Raw genomic sequence first — 21,891 nt, 5'->3', positions numbered from 1 at the left:
AAGGCGTTAGCCTGTTGCGGAGAGCGCGGCCGCCAGTGCACTGGTGGAATGCTCCGGATAGTAAGGGACGGTGACGGTTTGGCCGCCCCATGAGCGGACCAGCTCGGCTTCCGGCAGTTCGTCGGTGGAGTAGTCGGCACCCTTGACCCAAAGATCCGGGCGGAGCCGGTCCAGGACCATAGCCGGCGAATCCTCGTCGAAGATCAGGACCGCATCGACGCATCCCAGCGAAAGCAGCAGCTCGGCACGATCGCGCTGACCAACGATGGGACGTTGATCGCCCTTGAGCCGTCGGACCGAGGCATCAGAATTCAAGCAGACGATCAGGCAGTCGCCCAGGTCCCGGGCGGCGGCAAGGCTGCGCGAATGGCCGGCGTGCAGCAAGTCAAAGCAACCTCCCGTAGCCACCACAGTTCCGCCCTTGTCGCGGGTTTCTTGAACCACCCGAAGTGCATCGATGCTGTCTGAGTGCATCTGCACCGGCGGGGCCTGCCGTTGAAGTGACTGCACGCCGCCGGCGGCCAGGAAGGCTGCTGCCTCACGCACAGCGACCTGTGCCGCCGCCGCCAGCTCTGTACCGTGTCCCAGCTGCAACGCCAAACTCGCAGCGAAGCGGTCGCCGGCACCGCATGGATCCGCAACGGTCACTTTGGGTGCGGGCACAAGGTGCCCGACAGCGCCTTCACCGGTGAGCAGCATGGCCCCCTCAACACCAAGCGTGACCACGACGGACCGGCTTTGCCACCGGGCCAGAAGCGTGGACCCGGCTCTGGCCGCGGCCTCGAGGGATCCGGAAACTGCGCCGCTGCCGGCCGGTCCGGCAGCATCGGCCGCGGCCTTTCTGGCCTCCGCAAGATTCGGGGTGACAGCCGCAACACCGGCCACGGGATCGGCCCCGCACGGATGCGGATCCCAAACCACTGGAATTTCGCTGGCGCGCTGACGAATCAGCTCACGAAGGGTAGCATTAGAGGCCAGTCCCCTTCCATAATCGGACACCAGCAAGACGTCCGCGGCGTCAACGGCTGCCAGCATCGTCTCTGTCACCTCCGGGACTGCCGCGCTTCCGCAGCCTTCATCGAATCTGACAAGAGGCTGGCCCTGTGCCCGGATACGGCTCTTGACCGGCGTCGGTGCGCCGGAAGGACCGGCGACGACGTCAAGCCCGACCAGCGTTCGCAGTGCCGCGCGCAAATCCCCGGCGGCGCGGTCATCCGAGAGCACCGTAACAAGAGTGACCCGGTGGCCGTCCCGGACGAGCATGGCTGCAGCCAATCCGGCACCCCCGGCCCGGCGCACGACCTGCTCCACATTGACCACCGGAACCGGAGCATCGGGACACAACCTCTCGGCCGCGCCGTTCATGTCCACATCCAGCAGGACGTCTCCCAGCACTACGATGTTCATCGCGTCCTCCTTGCATCCTCGGGGGCCAGCATCGTCGAGGGGAAAAGCTGCGGTGCCATCGAAATTGCCAAAGGAATCGACCGGGCACGAGCAACTTCGGAGTCGAAGGCCCGGCATAGGGCGTGCAGTGCTATCAGGTGCCCCTCCTGGGCGTTCGCGGGGAGGGCATCAACCGCAACGGAATCGTCAGAGCTGCGGGTCAGCGGATTCGGACCGCGGCCGGTCAAGGCCCAGCTGGTCACCCCTACTTCACGGGCCGCTTTCACCGCTTCCAGCAGATTCGGGCTCCGGCCGCTGGTGGAGATCAAAATCAGCACATCTCCGGGCCGCCCGTGCGCCCGAACCTGCCGGGCAAAGACCTGGTCGTAGCCGTAGTCATTGCCAATAGCAGTCATCGCGGAAGTTTCCGCATGCAGGGCTATTGCGGAAAAGGGTTCGCGCTCGGCATCGAACCGCCCTACCAGTTCTGCCGTTAGGTGCTGTGCTTCGGCTGCAGACCCACCGTTGCCGGCGGTCAAGAGCCGCTGCCCGCTCATGAGCTGCCGGGCCAACTCGGTTCCCCAGCGCGATAGGTGCTGAGCCTGGCGGCGCAGCGACTCCAGCGCCGGGGCCACACTGTCCAAGTGCTGCAGGACCGTTGCCAGAGCGGTATCCGCCGACGCATCGGCCGCAGCACCTGCAGGGATCAGGGATCGTGGCGGGACACCTGCGTTCAGTAGTAGCTGTTGGGCAGCTACGGACTCCGGACTCATAGCGCCGTCCCTTCCATCCTCTGAAGATAGCCTTCGGGTAAGTAGCCTTCGGGTAAGTAGCCTTTGTCCAGGTATTCCCCGTCCTGGTCTGCCGACGGCATGTCGGCGCAGTTAAGTACGGAATTAAGCGTGGTCTGATAGAACTTTTCCGTTTCAGCCGCAACACGGTCCCAGGAATAACGTGAACGTACCCGCGCCTGGCCTGCCTGCCCCAGCCGTACCCGCAGCTGCGGATCGTGGAGAAGCTCTCCTACAGCCGCTGCGATGGCCTGCGGATTCATCGGCGGCACGTGCAGCCCGGTGGCACGGTCCACCACAGTGTCGATGAGACCGCCGACGGCGGCGGCGACCACCGGAACGCCACAGGCCATGGCCTCCAGCGGAACAATGCCGAATGGTTCGTACCATGGCGCACAGACTATCGCGTCGGCGCTGCGCAGCAGCGCCGGCATATTTTCGCGGGGGACCTGTCCGCGCAAGGTCACCTGGTCTGCAACCCCAAGTTCGTCGGCTAGGGCCAGCAGCCGCCGGGCCTCGGGATCCGAGTCCAGGGCATCCGAGGTCCCGGCCCCGCCGACGACAATGAGCTCGACGTCGTCGAGCCCTGCCGTCCCGAGCAACGGAAGCGAGCGGATAACCAGATCCACGCCTTTGCGGGGCACCAGCCTCCCGACACTGACTATTCGGTGCCGCCGCGCCCTTCCTTCCGCCGGCCCCTCGGCACGGAAAAGATCGAGGTCCACCCCGCACGGGGCAATCGAGACTTTTGAGCCGGAGACACCTAACGCCCGGAGTTCGAAGAGTTCGTCAGAGCAGGTTGCAATGACCCGGTCCACTGCACGCCCCACCGAGGGCTCCAGCCATTGCCGCTCGGCCGGGCTGGTGTCCTGGGCGCCCTGATGACGCCGTTTGACGGTACCCAGCGCATGGAAAGTCTGAACCACCGGGACCGGGTATCCGCCACCGGAATAGCGCCGGGCCGCATCCAGTGCCGCGACGCCGGACATCCAAAAGTGTGCGTGCACGACGCTTGGCGGATAATTCCCCCAATCTTCGACCAGGCCATCAGCCATCGCACCCATGAAAGGCAGCAGGTCATCTTTCGGAAGATGCTCCGCCGGGCCGGCGTCGATATGGACTACAGCCAACCCCGGGCGTACATATATCCGGTGGGGGAGTTCCGGATCGTCCCGTCGGGTATAGACCGTGACACGGTGACCGCGTTCTGCCAGGGCCGTGGAAAGCGCTGCCACATGGACATTCTGTCCACCAGCGTCGACACCGCCCAGAGCCGCCAGCGGACTTGCATGCTCGGAAACCATGGCTATTTTCACAACGTGGTCCTTTTTCCTGAGGAAGCGAGTCCTGCCGGAGTGAGTACTATCGAGGCGCATTTTGTCGAAGCAGACGTGGCAGCAGTTGCCGCGGCCGCGGTCCGCCCGGTCAGCGCGGTCGGCCCGGTCGGCCCGGTCAGCGCGGTCGGCCCGGTCGGCCCGGTCGGTGCCGCCGGCCCGGTCGGTGCTGCCGGAGCGTTGTCAGCCGGGCCGGGGCGCGTCGGGCACCGGGTAGTGAGGTCCGCCAGCACCCGGTCCCACGCAGTGAGGAACCTTGCGAGGCTGTAACGCTCCAGCGCTGCCTCCCGGGCAACCCTTCCGCGGCGGCGGGCTTCTTCCGGGTCGTGAATCAATGCCGAGGCGGCTAGCTGAAGATCTTCAACATTGGTGGACACAGCGCCGGCCTCGGGCGGGACTGCCCGGGCAGCCTCCGTGCTCGCCAGCGCCAGTACGGGCATCCCGAGATGCATCGCTTCCAGTAGCGCCAGACCCAGTGAAGTCCACCGCAGGGGGTGGAGATACACCCGGCAGTGGCTGAGTTCCCGGTGCAGCCGGGCGGTAGGGAGGTCGCCGCGGACTCTCATGTCGGCGGGTGCTAGCCCGAGGGACTCCGGCAGGGCGTCGGTGCCCATACCAAAAACCTCAAGGGGAGCAACGCGGGCAAACGGCGGCAGCAGGTCGGTTCCGGTTACCCGCCACCGGCGCACGGGTTCGTTGATCACCACGCCAAGATGCGGGAGCTCGCCGGTGTATAGATAACCGGGGTCAACGATGCCGTGCTCAATGACTACAGTCGCTGCGTCGCCGGTATCCCAGAACAAATCATTGAAGTGCGTCACATGCACCACGGGTATGTCGGAACGGTCCGCCAGCGGATGCACAGACGTGGGGACGTCGCCCCTGGGCGTATTATGCTCCAGGTACACGGCCGGAAGATCTCTGCCAGGGCGCCGGCCCAGAAGTTTCTCACACGCTGCGATTTCTTCCGGACGCTGCAGAACGACGACGTCCACCTCGGCCTGCCGCAGGCTGGCCGGATCCACCTCCCGGACACTGGCCGGCCAGTTCCGGCCGCCGCGGCCCAAACCCCACGGGCCACCCTCGGCAGTGGCGGGCAGTAGATACTCGTGGCCGCCCCGCACGAAAGCGTCGGTCCAGCCACCGTGAACGTGCCATAAGAGAATCTTCACCGTTGCTTCACTTCCCTTCTTGTCTGTAGTGAGGAAACTCCGTTGAGCAGCCTTTCAACGGCATCCACAACGTCTTCAGGGGATACAGACGACAGACAAGGGTGACCCGGCACCGGACATTCACGCGCTCTGCTGAGCCGGCAGGGTGCGTTTTGATCCCCGAGGAGTTCCAAGGGGACACCGTACGGCGCCCATCGAACCGCGGGGACGACCGGTGAGAACAGCGACACTACCGGTGTACCCACCGCTGCAGCCAAATGTGCGGGTCCGGTGTTGCCGGTGATCAGCACGGAAGCTCCAGAAACCACACCGGCGAGCGTTGACAGATCTGTCCGGCCGCCCAAGTCCAGCCCGGCCACTCCTGCCACCGTTGCCGTTAGACCGCTCTCGGCTGCGGAACCAGTCACCACGACGCGGTAGCCGCTCCCGGTCAGCAACTCCGCCACGGCGGCATGGTGTAATGCCGGCCACCGGCGCGAAGGCACCGCGGCTCCGGGGTGGATGGCTATATAAGGTCCGGCGCCAACGAGGGCCGTGACATCGGGCACGTCCTTGACCCGCAGCCTGCCATCATCGCCGGGACTGAGCTGGTAGCCGGCGGCACGAACGATGGTGAGCGCCCGTTCCGGCTCTGGTTGATCCTCAGGAAAGTCTTCGCCGGGGCGGAGCCGGACATCAAGCAACGAGCCGGCATAGTCCGAGGAGGCAGCCGTGATGAACGGGACTCCGGCCAGCCGCAGCGCCAACGCCAGGGGCAGAGGTGATTGATGGAAGGAGGTAAGAATAATTGCTTCGTCAAGAGCTGCTCCCCGGATAAAGACGCTCAGCTCGTGCATCAGCGCCGCGTTCGCTGCCGGGGCGGGGGCGATGATCCAAGGGCATTCCCAGGTGAACTGCGCGGCCACCCCCGGCAGTAGTGAACCCGCCGCCTCGCCCTGTGGTCCGTTGAGCAGTATCACCTCGGTCGGCTCTGCCCCGCGGCCAATTGACGCCCCGCCGGCTATCGCCCGTACCGCGGGTCCGGCCAGCAGCACGTCGCCGGCACTATCAAGACGGGCCACCAGAACGCGCCGGGTCATCGGGGGCTCACCGCCGGTCCGAGCAGAAGCTGGAGCGCTGCGCCAAGGGACTCTGCTACCAGTGCGGCCTGCGCTATCTCCTCGGGCAGTGTCACTGCCGTGGGCACCAGTACCCCGATGGCCCCGGCTGCATGGGCGGCGCCGATATCGGAGCCGATGTCACCGATATAGGCTGTTCGGGATGGTGTTATCCCCAATTGGCTGCAGGCCGCGAAAATCATGCCGGGGGCGGGCTTACGGCAGCGGCAACCGGTGTCCGGGCCGTGCGGACAGAATTCCCACACGTCAAATGCACCGAATAAGTCGTCCACGCGGCGGTTGACCGCCTGCACCTGCGCCGCGGTGAGGAGCCCACGGGCGATTCCGGACTGGTTGGTGAGAACGCCGGTGCGCAAACCCGCCCGGCGTACGGCCGCAACAGCAGCAACCGCCCCGGGAACCGGAATCACCAGCTCCGGATCGGAGTTGTACGGCTCGTCCACCACCAGCGTTCCGTCACGATCAAAGAGAATGGCGTCAAATAACGTTGCGTCAGATGGTGCTGTGCCGGAAGATGCTGTGCTTGCCGTCCAGACTTTTGCGTCCTCGCCGATACTCGTCATATAAGCACTGTTCCCCAATGAAACAGGAGCTAAACGAAGCTGCGGGGAATTCTTCTCCCGGCGCTGTACTTTGGTTGGGCCAGTCAGATTTCCGGCCAGCTACAAAGTCCGACGCAGTATGGTGCGATAAGACTGTAGACATATCGAGGACATCTGACGAATAACTCAGTAAAGGATCGGCGTGGATAGTCTTCCTTCCGACGGCAGGCCCGAGGTGCTCGCTCTTCGCGCGCTTAAATTGGGGGACTTATTGGTGGCGGTGCCTGCGCTGCACGCACTTCGGCGCGCATATCCGGGGCATCGGCTCATTTATGCTGCGCAGCCGTGGCTTGCCCCTGTACTTGCACTCGTGGGGGGAGTAGACACACTTTTAAAGACGCAGGGGCTCGATGACCCGCTGTCCCTGTCCCCGGGCCGCGTTGAGGTGGCCGTCAATTTGCACGGGAGCGGACCCGAAAGTCTGTATCGGCTCGACGAACTGGCACCGAAACGACGAATCGGGCACCTCGGTCCAGGCTGGGACGGCCCACAATGGCGCGATGGGGTGCATGAACGCGAGCGCTGGGCGCAGTTGCTGCAGTGGCACGGTATTCCCGCTGACCCGTTGGACTACCGCCTGCAGCTGCCGATGGTAGCGAACCCGCTGCCATCGGCAGCGGTGGTCCATGTGGGTGCCGCCTACGGAAGCAGGCTCTGGCCCCAGGAACGGTTTGCCGCCGTCGCCCGCGGCCTTGAGGCGGCCGGCCACTGCGTGACGTTTACCGGCAGCGAGGGTGAGCGCCGACGGGCCCTGCAGGTTGCGGCTCTGGCAGGTCTGCCGCAGGAGCGGGTGGTCGCGGGTACCCTGGGCCTGGATGAATTCGCCGCCGTCATCGCGGGAGCCTCGATTGTCGTGTCAGCAGATACCGGGGCGGCACATTTGGCATCGGCATATGGTCGCCGCTCCGTAGTTATTTTCGGCCCTGCACCGGTTTCCGAATGGGGTCCGCCGCCGGGCCCGCACATCGCACTTACCAGGGCGGAGCTTCGTCGAGGTGATACCTTCTCGGCCATCCCCGACCCTGCTTTGTTGGCCGTCTCCGCAGCAGACGTACTGGCAGCTGCCCGCGATCTCGGCTGCCTGTAGCTGCCCCCCTCTGGTCTTACCTGACTCCGCTGGACGGAAGGCGCCGTCGTAATACCTTCAGCTCCCACGGATGCAGGGAGATGGCCGCCGGGACAGTGACCTGTTGATGCGCGGTCTGGTCACCGTCTGTCTTGGGATAGTTGCCCAGCACCAGCTCGGCCCCCTCCCATGAAGTGTCCTGCGGCCCGAGGATCTGTGCAGGTGGGACCGACTGCACAGTGTCGGAGAAATTGCCGAGTACCAAGAGCTCGGTGCCGGGCAGCGAGCGCCGGAAGGCATAGACCTGTTCGTCCCTGGGCATCAGCATATTAAAATCCCCCTCGGAGACGACGGGGTCAGTATGGCGAAGCTCGATGACCTGCCGGTAAAAGTTGAAAACGGAGTGCGGGTCGTCCAACTGGGTGGCTGCGTTGATCCGGTGGTGATTCGGATTGACCGCGATCCATGGCGTGCCGGCACTAAACCCAGCGTTAATGGTGGTATCCCACTGCACCGGGGTCCGTGCATTGTCGCGGTTCAAAGGCGCGACGGCGGCGAGCACCTGTGCATCGGTGTGGCCCAACTGCGTGGTTGCCTCCAGATGGTGATTGAGTACTTCGATGTCCCGGTAGTCGCTGATGGTTGCGAAGGACATATTGGTCATGCCCAATTCCTCACCCTGATAAATGTAGGGTGTGCCGCGGTGCAAATGCAGGATTCCAGCCAGCATCTTGGCCGAAAGCTCCCAGTATTCCCCGTCGTCTCCGAAGCGGGACACTGCTCTGGCCTGGTCATGATTGCCCCAGTAAAGACTGTTCCAACCACGCTCGGCCAGCCCTTCCTGCCACCGGCCCAGCGAGGACTTCAAATCCGTCAGTTTCAGCGGTCCCGGAAGCCATTTGCTGCCGTCCTTATGGTCCAGGGCCACATGTTCGAATTGGAACACCATGTCGACCTCCGCTCGTGCGGGATCTGTGAACGCGACGGCGTCCTGCACAGTGACGCCGGGCATTTCGCCAACTGTCAGCAGATCGCGCTCCCGGTCCGCGAAGACCTGCTGGTGCATCTCGTGCAGAAATTCATGGATCCGCGGACCACTGATATAAGAAGGGCTGCCGTTGCCGTAGTGCATGCCCTCGGCCATTGGCCCATCGGGCAGCGAAGTGTCCTTGGAGATGAAGTTAATGACGTCCATTCGGAAACCATCCACTCCCCGGTCCAGCCACCAGTTCATCATCTCGTACACGGCCGCCCGGACGTGCGCATTTTCCCAGTTCAGATCGGGTTGTTTGGCGGAGAAGAGGTGCAGATAGTATTCGCCGGAGTCCGCGTCGTAACGCCAGGCCGGGCCGGAGAACGCCGATCCCCAGTTGTTCGGCTCGGCACCGGGGGCGCCCCCGATGGTGTTCTCACGAGCCGGACGCCACCAGTACCAGTCACGCTTGGGACTGGTCATGCTCGAGCGGGATTCGCGGAACCACGGGTGTTCGTCCGAGGTGTGGTTGACCACCAGATCCATCACAAGTTTCATCCCCCGGCAGTGCAGAGCTGCGATCAGCTCATCGAGCTCATCAAGGCTTCCAAAGATCGGGTCGATGTCCTGATAGTTGCTGATGTCGTAGCCATTGTCGTCCTGCGGCGAAGCGTAGACCGGAGACAACCACAGGACGTCGATGCCAAGCCGGTGCAGATAGTCAAGCTTGCCCAGGATGCCGCGGATGTCGCCGATGCCATCTCCATTGGAATCGGCGAAGCTGCGGGGGTAGACCTGATACACCACAGCGCTGTGGAACCAAGGGGATGCTGACATTGGCAAGGACCTTTCACGGGGTGCGCCGGGGTACCGGATATGGCCAAGGAACCTGCAACGCAGCTTATCGAACAACTCTGTGCCCCGGGGGTCGATCGCGGAATCTGCCGGGGCATTAGTGCCGTGGCGCGGAGGTGCTGATGATTCCCTGAAGTCGAATTCCTCGACCCGCCGGGCTACGCTGACAGGAAGACCAGCAAACGGTCCGGCGCCGTTCAGGGCAGGGCAGCAGTCTGGTTCGATTCGATACAAGGAGCGTGGCAGGATGAGCTTATTGGAGCTGGTGGCCAAGGGCATGCGGGTGGTTGACGCGAGCGGCAAGATGATTGGAAAGGTCGATCACGTCAAGGGGCCCAATCCGAAGGCTGCGGCGTTCGAAGAAGTCTATTCCACGGCTGCCCAGAACGTACTCTTTGTGGGATTAAACTCGATGGTCGGCACCGAACCCAGGGTTCCTGAGGAGATGGCCCGCAGGCTGTTCCGGACGGGATACGTCAAAATCGACGGCAAGGGTTTTCTGGCGCGGAACTCGTATGCGGCCGCGGATGAACTCGAACGGATTGAGGACGGGAAACTGTACTTGTGCCTTAGCCAGCATGAACTTCCGCTCCAGGAATAACCGGCCCCCGGGCTACAGCAGGGGACGCAAGGGGGCCAGGATCGATTCGCTGAACCGGGCTGCCACTCGGCGGTCCTGCCATTCCTCCAGCGTCAGGATGCGGCTGTTGGCGCTGTCGATGGCAAATATGGTTTCCAGATCGGCGGCGAGGTTGGCATCGTAGATTTCCATGTTGATTTCGTAGTTGCCGGTCAGGCTGAGCCGGTCAATATTTGCCGTGCCAACGGTGGACCACTGGCCGTCAATGGTGGCCGTTTTCGCGTGGACCATGGCATTTTGGTACAGCAGTATCGTGACTCCGTCGCGCAGGAGGGCCGTGTAAAAGCCGCGCGAGAGCCAGTCGGAGAGGACATGGTTCGAGTCTTCGGGGAGGATGACCCGCACATCAACCCCCCGCCTGCTGGCACTGAGCAGCGAATCGAGAATCTGCTGGTCAGGAATGAAGTAAGCCATGGTGATGTAGATGTGATGGCTGGCCCGGTCGATGGCATCGAGATAGATGCCGCGAATGGGAAATACCAAGCTGGACGGAATGTTATTGACGGCCCGCACGCGCGGTTCCCAGAAATTAGCGTTAGTCTCCCGCAGCTCCGGAAGACCCTTTCGATAGTGATTCCAGACCGTGGCGAACGCCTGGCGAAGCTCCCATACGGACGGCCCGGAGATCTTTAGATGGGTATCCCGCCACTGGGTGGCATAGAGGGAACCAATGTTGTAGCCGCCGACGAAACCGATTTCCTCGTCGACGATCAGGAGCTTGCGATGATCCAGCCCCGTGCCGCGGACATTGGTGAAGACGATGGAGGGCCGCAGAACGGGGAAAGGCAAAACGTGGATCGCCGGATGAAAACGGAAAAATGAACGTGGCACCACCAGATTCGCAAAGACATCGTAAATCACGAAGACCTCCACGCCGCGTTCCGCGGCTTCCGCCAGTGCGGCTTTGAATTCCCTGCCGACCTTGTCGTTCTTCCAGATGTAGGTTTCCATCAGGATCCGCTGCTTGGCCTGCCGGATCTGCGCCAGCATCTCCGTATACAAGTCTTCGCCGTAGGTATAGATCGTGGTGGTGGAACCGGCCACCTCGCTTTCGAACGTCCCCGGACGCGGGAACCCCACGCGCTTGCGTCTGCCGTGTTTACGGATGGTGTCCATGACGACCAGTCCTGCGATGACTGCGCCCTGGAGGGCAAAAAAGCCGACTACAGTGCGTTGGATGGTGAGTCTGAGGATCCCGGTTGCGCTCTTGAGTTGGTGCAATCTCATGAAAGAACCTTAGCAAGCCCGCAGGCGCACCCTGTGACGGAGGAAATGCCGGCGCTGGATGCCACCGCGCGCCAAAGCATCCGGACCGCCGTCAATGCCGCGGCTGTCCGCCCACTGCCGTCGAAATGGGCTTTGGGGAAGCATCCTGTCCTTCAGCCCGGCGCGATGCTAGCGTTGAAGTGACGAGTAATTTGGGCTGTTCGCCGAAGGTTTACGGCGCGGCGGGGCCGTCCAACGGAAAAGGAGCGATGCCATGAGCCAGTATGTTTACGGAATTATCGAATGGATTTTCTGGATCATTGCCATCGGGAGTGCGTGTCTGGCCTTATTCCGCGCGGACGTCGTATCGGCCGGAAGCTCGCCGGGCGTTCGTCAGCGCAACGGTCTCCTGTTTGGTTTGTGGATCCTGGCGGCAGTGACCGGAGTGCTCGGTCTGGTCACCGCTGCTATGGCCATGCGGGCATCCCTCTAGTCGCCGCCGTGACAGACAGACTGTCTGTGTGTCTGTGTGTCTGTCTGCCGATCATGGCACGGTCTAAGCGGTGCCTCCGACGGCCAGCAGTCCGCCGTCGAGGTTCAACACCTGACCGGTGATCCAAGCGGCATCGCTGCTGGCCAAAAATGCGACGGCGGCGGCTACGTCTTCTGGTGTCCCTAGCCTGCCGAGCGGATACTGCGCGGCAACGGCTGCCTCGCGTCCGGCATAGAGCGCCCGCGCGAACTGCGTCTTGACCACGGCGGGAGCGACAGCATTGACGCGCACGGTCGGTCCCAACTCGGCTGCAAGGGAATGGGTCAGGTGCTCTACGGCGGCTTTACTAATACCGTAGAAGCCGAGCCCGGAGGCCGGTGTCTGCGCGGAGACGGACGACATATTGATCACGGCGCCGCCGCGGGAGGCGAAGTCGAGTTCGGGATGATGGTAGGTGTCCTGCACCCAGGCCAGGGTTCCAAAGATGTTAACCTCAGCAATCTTTCTGGCCGCGGCCAGGTCCAATTCCATCAGCGTTCCGTAGACCGGATTGATGCCGGCGTTGTTGACCAGAATGTCCAGCCTGCCGAAACTACGAGCGACGGCGTCCAGCACCTCCCGCCGATGCTGCGGATCGTCGGCTGCTCCGGCGAGAGCGAGTACCGACCCTTCGGGGAACTGCGCTGCCGCTGCGGCCAGCGGTTCCGGTGACCGTGCTGTGATGCAGACCCGGGCGCCCTCGGCTACCAGCCGGTGCGCCACGGCCAGCCCGATGCCGCGGCTCGCCCCCGTGACAATCGCTGTTAATCCGTCCAGGCGGTTGGAATCCATGATAATCAAGGTCTCCGTTCGGAGGTGTTTGCCGGCCAAGCTCTGTGTTTGTGAGCCGAGCCCTGTGTTTGTGAGCCCGGCACCGTATTTGTGAGCCGAACCATGGGTTTGTCAGCCCGGCACCATGGGTTTGTCAGCCCGGCACCGTGTTTGTCAGCCCGGCACTGTATTTGTCAGCCCGGCACTGTACAGGTGCCGGGCTGACGCTGGGGGAAGAGGCCGCTCGACCACCACCCCTGTCGCTCCCATTCTACGTCAACGATGCGTGACAAACGTGTCACGCACTGTGGCTGTGTAGACCCTACATGAATACCGCTGCAGTTGATAGCCGGTAACTCTCCTTCGAGCCACGCTTGGGCCCCAGCACCGTCGGCTCGGTTACGGCCAGCCGGTGCTCAAATGGCTATGCAGCGGAGGGGTGCGGTTCCGGACCGCGATTCGAGCGTCTGCCGTCTGGTCGTCCTCGCACGTGGCTGACTCGGTCCCGCAGCTGTGGTCCCTGACCAGACCGGTCCCGCCGATTTCGCGCAGGACCTCAATACCGCGCACGGCTGCAGCTTTGCTGGGATAAGACATAGAGACCGCCAGGAGCGAGCCACCGCCACCAAGCATCTTGATCCGATACCCACCGTCGGACGCATCAACCAATTCGAAACTGCCAGCCAATGTCGGGCTCCTGACCGCAACGGGGACGTTACCCTGCCAATACTAAGCAGGCTGACTACCAAGGCGCGAATCCGGAAGCTGCCTGAACTCTTTTACGAAGCCAGGCATCCGCAGCGAGCCTAAGCGTCAGGCATACGCAATCAGGAGAAAGGCCAGACCGCCGGCGACTAATGCTTCCGCTAGTCCTTGGGGTTTAGCCACCGCCTGTGCCGAAGTGTCCCGTCGCGGGGTGGCAAAGGTGGCAAGGAGCCAGATGACCGCCGCGATCACCAATAGCACCCCACCGTAGACAGAGAGCAGAATGGAGCCGAGCAGGTGGACGGGCGGGCCGGGCTTGCCGGCGCTCACGGAAAACACCGTGACAATCCAGTAGCTCAGAGCCAATTGGGTAGCGCGGTATATTAGCCAGCCGCGGTGCTGGTGTCTGGCCCATTCGGGACGCCGGGGGAGACATTGCAACAGGAACCAGGCCGCCGCGAGCAGCAGGACGGCGCCGACGGCCGTCACGGCGCCGCCGGGCATCAGATGGAGTGCTACCGTCGCCAGCGACAACGCCATCAGGGCCGTCAGCAGCTGGTTGAGCCGGGCCGGCCAGGATTGCAGACGAACCGCACCGGCTACAGAATTCAGTGCAGACAAAAGAAAAGCAATGGCCACAATGGACCAATAATCGAAGTTAAGCTGCACTACAGGCGTCCTTTGCGCAAGGGGCTCCAGAAGCACCGGCACCGGTACGAACACCGGCAAGTGTTAAGAGCGTCTTACTGTTGTATCCGAATAAGATATTTATCTGCTGGGAGTGCCGCGGACTGGTGTAAGGAGGCGTGCATGGTTCAGCGACGAGCTGCCGCTGCGCCGGTGAGTCCCGCTTGGCCCTATCCGTGCGGGACGGGGCCATGTCCGTGACGGTTCCGTTCAGCGCCACATCCAGACCAGACTGGGGACGGCGCAGTTGCTCGGTGGTGCTGGCCGGGGAGGGTCAAGGTGTCTGAACTGTCCATGAACGCCGTCGACGCCGCTGGCGGTACGTTCGCCAAGCCGGTGCCCAGCGCCCGGGGAAATTCCGGACTCCACATGGGTGCCGGCGGTTTCGTAGCCGTTAGCCTCTCTACGGCCTGCCCCCTGTGGATTGCCGGAGAGGGTCGTCGGCAGTATGGCGGGTGAACAGGCACAGGCGCACGACGACGACGTGCTGGCGCAGCAAGTTACGCGGCTCTACCGCTTACCGGCCGCGGAATTCACTGCCGCCCGGAAGGAAGGCGCTGCGGCTGCGCACTCCGCCGGGAGGACGGGATTGGCGCAGCGCATCGGCACCTTGGCAAAACCGTCAGCGGCGGCATGGTTGGTGAATATGTTGGTCATCCATCGCCCACAGGAAGTTGACGGGCTGCTGCGAGTGGGGGAAAAGCTCCGGCAGGCCCAGGCGGAGTTGGACCAGGCGAAGATGCGCAGCCTCAGCCGGGAGCGCCGCGGGCTGCTCGCCAAGCTGTTGAAATCCGGCCGGGAGCTGGCCGCGGACCTGGGTTCAAAGGCCAGCGACGCCGTACTCCGGGACGTTGAACAGACGCTGCGCGCGGCCACGACCGACGCGTGGGCCGCCGCCGCTGTCCGGACCGGAACGCTGACGCGCGCTATATCAGCAGACGGCTGGGGCACGGTGGACCTTTCCGGAGCCGTGGCGGCGCAGGTGCGCCAGGCCGGGAAGACCGCGTCGGGTGAAATAGCGGACGAATCTGCAGACGGCGAATCTGCGGGGCCACGATTGACAGCCAGGATGCGGGAAGCGGCACAACGGAAGACCGAAGCAGCAGATCGCGCGGCAGCGGAGGCGGAACGGACCGCGGAGGGCCTTCGGCAACAGAACCGCGAACTTACAGCAACGCGTACTGCGTTGCGCACCCGGCTCGGTGAGCTGACGGACCTTGCCGACGAAGCAAAGCGCAACATTGCCGCCGCGGACCGGGAAGTGGAGCGCCTGCAGCGGCAGCAGGAGCACGCGGCGCGCGCCGCAGCCACGGCCCGGAACGCTGCCGAGCGGGCGGCGGAACGGCTGCGGGAGCACTGACGGGCAACGGTCTACCGGGGGAGCCGGTTTAGGAAAGCGGCTGCGGAAGGAATGGGTGCGAAGTGGCCGCCAGCAGGGTCCCGGCGGGCAAAGCAGGGTGTGAAAAGATTGAGCATGCCCCAGATGCAGCATTCCAGCAAACTCCGAGACGTCCGTTACGAACTCCGTGGCCCCATCCTTCAGGCAGCCAAAAAAATGGAGGCGCAGGGACACCGGATTCTGCGGATGAACCTCGGTGACCCGGCACCTTTCGGTCTCGAAGCTCCGGAATCGATCGTGGTGGACATGATTCATCACTTACGCGGGTCCCAGGGATACAGCGACTCCAAGGGCATTTTTTCCGCTCGGACCGCGATCTCGCAGTACTACCAAACCAAGGGCCTGATGCAGATCGGCGTGGAGGATATCTTCATTGGCAACGGCGTCAGCGAACTAATCTCGATGACGCTCCAGGCCTTCCTGGAGAACGACGACGAAGTTCTGATCCCGGCTCCGGACTACCCGCTCTGGACGGCCGCGGTGACGCTGACCGGAGGCCGCGCGGTGCATTACCTATGCGACGAGGCCAATCAGTGGTGGCCGGACATGGCAGATGTCGAGGCCAAAATCACCGATCGGACCAAGGGGATTGTCATCATCAACCCCAATAACCCCACGGGTGCCGTCTACCCGCGGCACATCCTTCAGCGGTTTGCCGACCTGGCCCGCAAGCACGACCTGGTGCTGTTCTCCGACGAAATCTACGAGAAGATCCGCTACGAGGACGCGGTCCACGTGCACACCGCGTCGGTGGCCACCGACGTGTGCACGCTGACATTCAGCGGTTTGTCCAAGGCCTACCGGATGCCCGGTTACCGGTCCGGCTGGGTAGCCCTGAGTGGTCCGCGCGCTGCCATGTCGGAGTACCGCGAAGCGCTGGAATTGCTCGCTTCCTTGCGGCTGTGCCCCAATGTCCCGGCCCAGCACGCTATTCAGACGTCCCTGGGCGGCTATCAAACGATCGATGATCTGGTGGCGCCCGGCGGCAGACTGCGCCAGCAGCGGGACCGTGCGCACGAATTACTCACCGCGATACCCGGCGTCAGCGCCGTCCCTGCCGCCGGGGCGATGTACCTGTTCGCGCGACTGGACCCGCAGCTGTACCCCATCGAGAACGACGAGCAGTTCGTGATTGACCTGCTGCAGGAACAAAAAATCCTCATCTCGCACGGGACAGCGTTTAACTGGCCGACGACGGACCACTTCCGTTTTGTGATTCTGCCGGCCGTGGCGGACATCGAAGAAGCAGTCCGCCGGATTTCTGCTTTCCTTGGCGCCTATCGGCGCTCGTCGGCAGCGCGTGCCATCCGGCTGTCCGGCACCAGCCGGAGCAGCACGACGGCGGTATAGCCGGCCAGGCCCTGTGGGGCTGGAGCAGTGAAAGTCCCTGTTCCGGCGGTCAGTGAGTATTCTGGGCCCATGGACAAACCCAACCGGCAGAGACTGAGCCAGGGCAGAGCACTGTCCGGCTCAATGGCGGAAATACTCCTGCGAAGGCCAGAGACTCGGGGCTGCTGACCATCCTGATTGCGTTTGGCGCCAACTTTTTGGTCGCCGTCGCGAAATCGGTGGCCGCCGCGCTCACCGGTTCGGCGTCGATGACGGCCGAGGCGGCCCACTCCTGGGCGGATACCGGCAATGAGGTCTTTCTGATCATTGCGGACAAGAGATCCAAAAAGAAGGGCGACCCGGCGCACCCTTACGGCTACGGCCGTGAGGCCTATGTCTGGGCCATGCTCGCCGCATGCGGGCTCTTTACCGCCGGGGCCGCGGTGTCCATCATGCACGGAGTCCAGCAGCTTTTCACACCGGAACCGGCATCGGATTTCCTGATTGCCTATATTGTCCTGGCGGTCTCGTTCGTCCTGGAGGGCATGTCCTTTCTGCAGGCCCTCCGCCAGGCCAGGAAGCTCGCGGCCCGGCACAAGCGGGGCGTTCTGGAGGATGTCATGCTCGGCTCCGATCCCACCCTGCGGGCCGTGTTTGCCGAAGATTCGGCTGCCTTGGTGGGCCTGGCCATTGCTTTCGCGGGAATCTTCCTTCATCAGGTGACTGGATCGGCAGTTCCGGACGCGCTGGGTTCGATCCTGGTCGGCCTGCTGCTGGCCGTCGTCGCCGTCGTGCTCATCGACAGGAACCGCCGCTTCCTGGTCGGCCAGGCGGTTACTCCTGAGCTTGAACAATCCGCTCTACGGATGTTGCTGGAGCATCGGGACATTGAGCGCGTCACCTATATTCACCTTGAATTTGTCGGCCCTAACCGGCTGTACCTGGTGGCTGCGGTAGACATGGCGGGCAATTGCCCGGAGAGCGACGTCGCGCTCGCTCTCCGCCGGGTGGAAAGGGAAGTGGAGGCCAACGATCTCATCGAAGAGGCCGTGCTGACGCTTGCGACCAACGAAGAGACCTCCCTTGAGGAGGATGCGCTGTAGCCAGCCCGGACGGCGCTGAGTAGGGTTGCTGAAAGGAAACAGCAGTAAACCTCGGAAAGGGTCCAGTATGAGTGAAGAAAACATTCCCGAAGAGCAGGTTCAAGAAATGGGACTGAACATATTCAGCGATACGTCGGGCATGCCGGATGCGGCTGGTGCCGGCACAGGCGACCCGGCCGCGGACGATGATCCCTCAACACCCGGGGCTAACGGCCCCGATCCGCTCAGCGGCCGCGGCCCGGATGATTATCCAGGGGCAGCCGAAGCCAACCCGGAGCGTTGGCGCGATGATCCGCTGATAGAAGGCGGTGAAGCGGCGCCGGATGGTTACCGTTCAGAGCAGTACCTGGAAGACCAGACGGAGGAAGCCCGTTATGAGTCCGGCGAGGAGCAGATTCCGCCGGATGAACCCACCATGGGCGAGGCAGCTGAAGACGTGGACTTTGGTGAAACACCCACCGGGAACGAGGCCGACGGCAGCGACGATGATGCGAACTTCGGTGGCTCACCGCTGGGCCGGTTCGGAGCCGGAATCCTCGATCAGGACGATCTATAGGGCTATCACTTCGGCCTCCGGTGCCAGAAGTCCGGAAGGCGTCTTTGGCGGGTAGCTGTCGGCAACATAAGATCATTACTGTTTGGTGAAATCCCGGCGGGCACTGTCCGCGGGTAACGACAGCCAGATTTTTTGACAGTCCGCAGTTGACCTCTCAGATTGGATCACGGGTGGATCTCACCTTCATGGTCGTGCTTGTCATAGCGCTGGCTCTCTTCTTCGACTTTACGAACGGGTTTCACGACACAGCCAATGCCATGGCTACGCCCATCGCCACAGGAGCTATTAAACCGAAAACTGCAGTGGCGCTGGCAGCTGTGCTAAATCTGGTGGGTGCCTTCCTCTCAACCGAGGTGGCCAAGACTATCTCCGGCGGGTTAATCCGGGAGGGCAGCGAAGGCGTCCAAATAACCCCTGTGATGATTTTTGCCGGGCTGATGGGCGCAGTTTTGTGGAACCTTGTCACCTGGCTGTTCGGTTTGCCCTCCAGCTCTTCGCACGCGCTGTTCGGCGGCCTTATCGGTGCAGCCGTGGTAGGGATCGGTTTACACGCGGTGGACCTGAGCGTGCTGCTTTCAAAGATCATCCTGCCCGCCGTGGTGGCGCCGCTGATTGCCGGCGGCGTTGCCTATCTGTGTACCAAGCTCGCCTACCGGATCACTCGGCGGACGGACCCCGACTCCGGGGACAAACTGGTGCAAAAGCGCGGCGGATTCCGTTATGCCCAGGTGTTCTCCTCCTCGCTGGTTGCGCTGGCACACGGCACCAACGATGCGCAGAAGACCATGGGGGTCATTACACTTGTGCTGATTTCCGCGAACATGCAAAAGGTCGGATCCGGACCGGAGCTCTGGGTGGTCGGTGCCTGCGCCCTGGCCATCGCCCTGGGAACGTACACGGGAGGGTGGCGGATCATCCGCACTCTCGGCAGCGGTCTTACAGACGTTAAGCCGGCCCAGGGCTTCGCCGCGGAAACGAGTACCGCAGCAGCCATTCTGGCCTCCTCGCACCTCGGTTTTGCGCTTTCCACCACCCATGTGGCTTCGGGGTCAGTGATCGGTTCCGGTCTCGGACGAACTGGTTCCACCGTACGGTGGGGGGCCATCGGCAAGATCGCGCTGGGCTGGCTCTTTACTCTTCCGGCAGCCGCCATTGTCGGCGGCCTGGCGGCCTTTATCGCGGGCGTGGGGACCATCGGCGTGCTGATTGACGCCGTCGTCGGTCTCGGGGCCATTCTCTTTATCTTCGTCCGATCCCAGCGCGGCCACGTGGACCACGCGAACGCCATCAGCGACGTCGACGCCGTCGGTGAGACGGTCCATATCCCGAGTAAGAAAGAGCGCGACAGGCTTGCAGCCAAGGCCCGTGCCGCCGAACGTGCCGCTGAAAAGGCCGCCGCCAAGGCAGTGCAGAAAGCGGCAGCCAGGGTCGCGGCACAGGCCGCAGTCGAACAGGCCACCCGGGCCGCGGACGGGCCCGGCGCCGGCACCGGTTCGTTGCCGGCAGTACAGTCCAAATCCTCGGACGCAAAGCAGAACGGCAAATCATGATTAATTGGGGAGCCTTTCTCGTCGTGGCCGTGACCACGCTGATCTCGGCCGTGCTTGTAGTCGGTGTTTACGCAACTGGTGTACGGCTCTACGCGGTGAGCGTGGACGAGCAGGTGCCCAGCACGAAGGTTGCACGAGCGGCTGCATATCTTTGTTTCGTCATTTGCATCGCGGCGGTGCTGTTGGGAGTCGCCCTCGTCGTGCCGGCGCTGTCCGGGCCGATCCTGGGGTTCTTTGGTTTTCCGTCATGATTGTGCCAGCCCTGCATTAGGCAGGCGTCACCCGAGCAGGGGACCGGGGCCTTGGGCCCCGATACCCAGACGAATCAGCCGGGAGAGCGTGTTGCCGTCGTCGTGAACCGGAACTCCGTTCAACTCGGCGATCGCATATCTTGCTCGCCGGTCGCGACCTTGGCGCGGCGGTGCCGAATGTCTCCGTCAGCGGTAAGAACGAGCTGGCCCGGCCAGCGTACTATCGGTACAGTGGTTGGCGCTAAGCGTGTGATCGTGGTCCCCGACTGCGGGTCTTCGGGTGCCGTTGAAGTTGAAGTCACTCGCGGAGGTCACTCTCTTCGGGCATGTGTCTTTCTCAGAAGTCGACTGTACTGGGTCCATAGTCGGCTGCCTTTCGCTGGGGCATCTGGGATCACTGGCCCTTGACGGATCCGGCGTTTTGTCCGAGGTGGCGGTACAGCGTCGCGCGGCTCTACCAGATGAGGCGTGCTGCGTCTTCGGCGGTGCGTCCCTTCAACCGGGCGTCCTTCGCATCCCGGCGTTGACGCGTCCAACGATCAGCCCGCGCTCGTACTCAGCCTCGTACTCAGCCAGGGAAGCCAGCAGGTTCAGCATCATCCGCCCAGTCGAGGTCGCCGGGTCAATCCCGTCCGGCTATCAGGGTGACATCGGCGAACACATCCCGCTTTTACACCCCTGCAGTGACCAGCGCGTCAAGTTAAAGCTGCACGTCCTCATTTGACTCAAAAACCCCGGACCGGGAAGCGGCTAAGACGCTTTACGGCACGACGTCCACAGCGCAGACGCTGCTCCATAGATAGTGTGCACGCGACAGGAGAACAAAAGTGCCTCGTGGAGCGGGCCTTCTACGTGTTCTCACTGCGTGTCATTACGGGCTGCAACTTCAGGAATCGATCCCTCCGTGACGAGAATCGACCCGGCGGGGGAGGCGGCTGGCACACGATGTCCAGTGTCCGCGCGGAACCGGAGCCAATTAGCGACCCTTGTATTCGTCGTCGGTGATGTGTTCGCCCCAGGTGGTGGCCTTGGCGGGGTCCTCTCCGTTTTGAAGCATGGCGATGTGTTCCATGAAGCAGCCCGGTGCAGCAGCGTGCCGGTGCTCCTCGCCTGGCTGGGTGTAGAGCGTCTGGCCGGGGTGGACCTCGATGATGGTGCCGTCACGGCCGCCGAAGCGGCCTACGCCCTGGGTGACGCGGAGGTATTGGCCGTGCCCGTGGGAGTGCCAGGTGGTTCGGGCGCCGGGAGCGAACCGGACGGTCGCGACCACCATGGTCTGGGCAGCCTCGCGGGGCAGCGTGATCGGGTCGAGCCGGACGTCGCCGGCGAACCGGGCTGCCGGCGGCGAGGGCTGCCATAGTGCCTACCAGGGGCTCCCCGTTCGACGAGTACTTGACAGCGTCCGACAAATGCCTCGTCGCCGTGGCCCCCTCTTTTGTTGGTCCGGCCATTCAACTCGGTACTGGCCGCCACAGTGCCGCGCTCATATTCGAAAGTGGTTTTTTTGAGCGAAATGCCTACGACTTGTGGATGTTGTCAAAGGCCACCGCAACGGAGCCGCTCTTGTGGATCGACGGTGATGAGGCAAGTGCAGGCCCAGCGACGGACCCTGCCGCACATACGGCCACTGCCAAGGCGACTAATAGACGATGCATGACATTCTCCTTAGGACGAGGTGCCGGGATGTCCCGGCACCTTCATTGTGTCTGTGTCTGACGGGGGCGTCTGTACGCGCTTTCGCGTAGTGACCGTGCCCGCGACGAGTTGGCCCAGACGCGCAGGCTGCAGGCGGGATGCTCTGCGTCCTCCCTCCGCCTACGCTGCGCAGACTCCCGTTAGGAGCGAGAAAGTGGCAGAATGATGGA

Annotated in this window: 22 protein-coding genes and 2 pseudogenes; 10 read left to right on the top strand and 14 right to left on the bottom strand. The window is 63.2% G+C overall.

From position 1 onward, the window contains the following. Positions 1-6 precede the first annotated feature (6 nt). Genes IV500_RS17785 through IV500_RS17760 form a run of 6 tightly spaced genes read right to left on the bottom strand, consistent with a single transcriptional unit; the run spans position 7 to position 6,364 of the window. Entirely contained in the window at positions 7-1,407 is a 1,401-nt protein-coding gene (locus tag IV500_RS17785; RefSeq protein ID WP_196398155.1) for a PfkB family carbohydrate kinase, read from the bottom strand. Continuing rightward, positions 1,404-2,159 (bottom strand): D-sedoheptulose-7-phosphate isomerase, encoded by a 756-nt coding sequence (locus IV500_RS17780; RefSeq protein WP_196398154.1) that lies wholly within the window; start codon positions 2,157-2,159, stop codon positions 1,404-1,406. Before IV500_RS17780 ends, IV500_RS17785 begins: the two co-directional genes overlap by 4 nt. Beyond that, positions 2,156-3,493 carry a glycosyltransferase gene (locus IV500_RS17775; RefSeq protein ID WP_196398153.1) on the bottom strand — a complete coding sequence of 446 codons (1,338 nt, stop codon included), beginning with the start codon at positions 3,491-3,493 and terminating at the stop codon, positions 2,156-2,158. The genes IV500_RS17780 and IV500_RS17775 overlap by 4 nt, the downstream gene beginning before the upstream one ends. Continuing rightward, positions 3,490-4,683 (bottom strand): glycosyltransferase, encoded by a 1,194-nt coding sequence (locus IV500_RS17770; protein ID WP_196398152.1) that lies wholly within the window; start codon positions 4,681-4,683, stop codon positions 3,490-3,492. The genes IV500_RS17775 and IV500_RS17770 overlap by 4 nt, the downstream gene beginning before the upstream one ends. After that, entirely contained in the window at positions 4,680-5,762 is a 1,083-nt protein-coding gene (locus IV500_RS17765) for a glycosyltransferase family 9 protein (RefSeq protein WP_196398151.1), read from the bottom strand. Before IV500_RS17765 ends, IV500_RS17770 begins: the two co-directional genes overlap by 4 nt. Beyond that, positions 5,759-6,364, bottom strand: coding sequence for an HAD family hydrolase (locus tag IV500_RS17760; RefSeq protein WP_196398150.1), 606 nt, complete (start codon positions 6,362-6,364; stop codon positions 5,759-5,761). Before IV500_RS17760 ends, IV500_RS17765 begins: the two co-directional genes overlap by 4 nt. A gap of 181 nt (positions 6,365-6,545) precedes the next feature. Between IV500_RS17760 and IV500_RS17755 the strand changes: the two genes are divergently transcribed. Then, positions 6,546-7,490 (top strand): glycosyltransferase family 9 protein, encoded by a 945-nt coding sequence (locus IV500_RS17755; RefSeq protein ID WP_196398149.1) that lies wholly within the window; start codon positions 6,546-6,548, stop codon positions 7,488-7,490. A gap of 16 nt (positions 7,491-7,506) precedes the next feature. Here the strand turns inward: IV500_RS17755 and IV500_RS17750 are convergent, their stop codons facing one another. Continuing rightward, the gene (locus tag IV500_RS17750) at positions 7,507-9,279 is read right to left on the bottom strand and encodes a glycoside hydrolase family 13 protein (protein ID WP_196398148.1); all 1,773 of its coding nucleotides are present in this window, start codon (positions 9,277-9,279) and stop codon (positions 7,507-7,509) included. Between the two features lie 265 nt (positions 9,280-9,544). Here IV500_RS17750 and IV500_RS17745 point away from each other — a divergent pair, with 265 nt between their 5' ends. After that, complete coding sequence (locus IV500_RS17745) at positions 9,545-9,898, top strand: hypothetical protein (protein WP_196398147.1); 354 nt, start codon at positions 9,545-9,547, stop codon at positions 9,896-9,898. Positions 9,899-9,910: 12 nt separating this feature from the next. Here IV500_RS17745 and IV500_RS17740 read toward each other — a convergent pair whose 3' ends face one another. Next, on the bottom strand, positions 9,911-11,164 hold the full coding sequence (locus IV500_RS17740; RefSeq protein ID WP_196398146.1) for a phospholipase D-like domain-containing protein: 1,254 nt from the start codon (positions 11,162-11,164) through the stop codon (positions 9,911-9,913). Between the two features lie 253 nt (positions 11,165-11,417). Here IV500_RS17740 and IV500_RS17735 point away from each other — a divergent pair, with 253 nt between their 5' ends. Continuing rightward, positions 11,418-11,636, top strand: a complete 219-nt coding sequence (locus IV500_RS17735; RefSeq protein ID WP_196398145.1) for a hypothetical protein — start codon at positions 11,418-11,420, stop codon at positions 11,634-11,636. A 63-nt stretch (positions 11,637-11,699) separates the two neighbouring features. On the opposite strand, the gene IV500_RS17730 is transcribed toward IV500_RS17735, so the two are convergent. The 3 genes from IV500_RS17730 to IV500_RS17720 form a co-directional block, all read right to left on the bottom strand. Beyond that, complete coding sequence (locus IV500_RS17730; protein WP_196398144.1) at positions 11,700-12,467, bottom strand: SDR family oxidoreductase; 768 nt, start codon at positions 12,465-12,467, stop codon at positions 11,700-11,702. A 378-nt stretch (positions 12,468-12,845) separates the two neighbouring features. Then, positions 12,846-13,133, bottom strand: coding sequence for a YegP family protein (locus IV500_RS17725; protein WP_196398143.1), 288 nt, complete (start codon positions 13,131-13,133; stop codon positions 12,846-12,848). A 126-nt stretch (positions 13,134-13,259) separates the two neighbouring features. Further along, positions 13,260-13,820: a hypothetical protein gene (locus IV500_RS17720; protein ID WP_196398142.1), complete on the bottom strand. Its 561-nt coding sequence runs from the start codon at positions 13,818-13,820 to the stop codon at positions 13,260-13,262. 297 nt (positions 13,821-14,117) lie between these two features. Between IV500_RS17720 and IV500_RS17715 the strand changes: the two genes are divergently transcribed. The 7 genes from IV500_RS17715 (at position 14,118) to IV500_RS17685 (ending at position 20,026) form a co-directional block, all read left to right on the top strand. Next, complete coding sequence (locus tag IV500_RS17715) at positions 14,118-14,297, top strand: hypothetical protein (RefSeq protein WP_196398141.1); 180 nt, start codon at positions 14,118-14,120, stop codon at positions 14,295-14,297. Then, positions 14,287-15,198, top strand: coding sequence for a hypothetical protein (locus IV500_RS17710; RefSeq protein ID WP_196398140.1), 912 nt, complete (start codon positions 14,287-14,289; stop codon positions 15,196-15,198). The genes IV500_RS17715 and IV500_RS17710 overlap by 11 nt, the downstream gene beginning before the upstream one ends. Positions 15,199-15,312: 114 nt before the next feature. Then, entirely contained in the window at positions 15,313-16,587 is a 1,275-nt protein-coding gene (locus IV500_RS17705) for a pyridoxal phosphate-dependent aminotransferase (protein WP_196398139.1), read from the top strand. A 197-nt stretch (positions 16,588-16,784) separates the two neighbouring features. Beyond that, positions 16,785-17,669 (top strand): cation diffusion facilitator family transporter, encoded by an 885-nt coding sequence (locus IV500_RS17700; protein ID WP_376770226.1) that lies wholly within the window; start codon positions 16,785-16,787, stop codon positions 17,667-17,669. Between the two features lie 67 nt (positions 17,670-17,736). Continuing rightward, positions 17,737-18,225, top strand: coding sequence for a hypothetical protein (locus IV500_RS17695; protein ID WP_196398138.1), 489 nt, complete (start codon positions 17,737-17,739; stop codon positions 18,223-18,225). 170 nt (positions 18,226-18,395) lie between these two features. After that, positions 18,396-19,775 (top strand): inorganic phosphate transporter, encoded by a 1,380-nt coding sequence (locus IV500_RS17690; RefSeq protein ID WP_196398165.1) that lies wholly within the window; start codon positions 18,396-18,398, stop codon positions 19,773-19,775. Continuing rightward, positions 19,772-20,026: a hypothetical protein gene (locus IV500_RS17685; RefSeq protein ID WP_196398137.1), complete on the top strand. Its 255-nt coding sequence runs from the start codon at positions 19,772-19,774 to the stop codon at positions 20,024-20,026. The genes IV500_RS17690 and IV500_RS17685 overlap by 4 nt, the downstream gene beginning before the upstream one ends. A gap of 454 nt (positions 20,027-20,480) precedes the next feature. On the opposite strand, the pseudogene IV500_RS17680 reads toward IV500_RS17685, so the two are convergent. From IV500_RS17680 to IV500_RS17670, 3 genes and pseudogenes are all read right to left on the bottom strand, one after another. After that, positions 20,481-20,659, bottom strand: a pseudogene (locus tag IV500_RS17680) (recombinase family protein); the annotation flags it as partial. Positions 20,660-21,002: 343 nt separating this feature from the next. Continuing rightward, positions 21,003-21,368 (bottom strand): annotated as a pseudogene (locus IV500_RS17675) (cupin domain-containing protein); the annotation flags it as partial. Between the two features lie 175 nt (positions 21,369-21,543). Next, positions 21,544-21,681 (bottom strand): hypothetical protein, encoded by a 138-nt coding sequence (locus tag IV500_RS17670; RefSeq protein ID WP_196398135.1) that lies wholly within the window; start codon positions 21,679-21,681, stop codon positions 21,544-21,546. Between the last annotated feature and the right edge of the window lie 210 nt (positions 21,682-21,891).

The sequence above is a fragment of the Arthrobacter terrae genome (assembly GCF_015708085.1).
Classification (GTDB): domain Bacteria; phylum Actinomycetota; class Actinomycetes; order Actinomycetales; family Micrococcaceae; genus Arthrobacter_M; species Arthrobacter_M terrae.
This window is presented reverse-complemented; position numbering and strand designations above follow the sequence as displayed.

Coding starts and splice junctions, on each gene's coding strand:
- IV500_RS17760 (WP_196398150.1), bottom strand. CDS start 6,364: ATGACGAGTATCGGCGAGGACGCAAAAGTCTGGACGGCAAGCACAGCA.
- IV500_RS17735 (WP_196398145.1), top strand. CDS start 11,418: ATGAGCCAGTATGTTTACGGAATTATCGAATGGATTTTCTGGATCATT.
- IV500_RS17705 (WP_196398139.1), top strand. CDS start 15,313: ATGCCCCAGATGCAGCATTCCAGCAAACTCCGAGACGTCCGTTACGAA.
- IV500_RS17740 (WP_196398146.1), bottom strand. CDS start 11,164: ATGAGATTGCACCAACTCAAGAGCGCAACCGGGATCCTCAGACTCACC.
- IV500_RS17780 (WP_196398154.1), bottom strand. CDS start 2,159: ATGAGTCCGGAGTCCGTAGCTGCCCAACAGCTACTACTGAACGCAGGT.
- IV500_RS17710 (WP_196398140.1), top strand. CDS start 14,287: ATGGCGGGTGAACAGGCACAGGCGCACGACGACGACGTGCTGGCGCAG.
- IV500_RS17765 (WP_196398151.1), bottom strand. CDS start 5,762: ATGACCCGGCGCGTTCTGGTGGCCCGTCTTGATAGTGCCGGCGACGTG.
- IV500_RS17745 (WP_196398147.1), top strand. CDS start 9,545: ATGAGCTTATTGGAGCTGGTGGCCAAGGGCATGCGGGTGGTTGACGCG.
- IV500_RS17750 (WP_196398148.1), bottom strand. CDS start 9,279: ATGTCAGCATCCCCTTGGTTCCACAGCGCTGTGGTGTATCAGGTCTAC.
- IV500_RS17730 (WP_196398144.1), bottom strand. CDS start 12,467: ATGGATTCCAACCGCCTGGACGGATTAACAGCGATTGTCACGGGGGCG.
- IV500_RS17785 (WP_196398155.1), bottom strand. CDS start 1,407: ATGAACATCGTAGTGCTGGGAGACGTCCTGCTGGATGTGGACATGAAC.
- IV500_RS17685 (WP_196398137.1), top strand. CDS start 19,772: ATGATTAATTGGGGAGCCTTTCTCGTCGTGGCCGTGACCACGCTGATC.
- IV500_RS17695 (WP_196398138.1), top strand. CDS start 17,737: ATGAGTGAAGAAAACATTCCCGAAGAGCAGGTTCAAGAAATGGGACTG.
- IV500_RS17670 (WP_196398135.1), bottom strand. CDS start 21,681: ATGCATCGTCTATTAGTCGCCTTGGCAGTGGCCGTATGTGCGGCAGGG.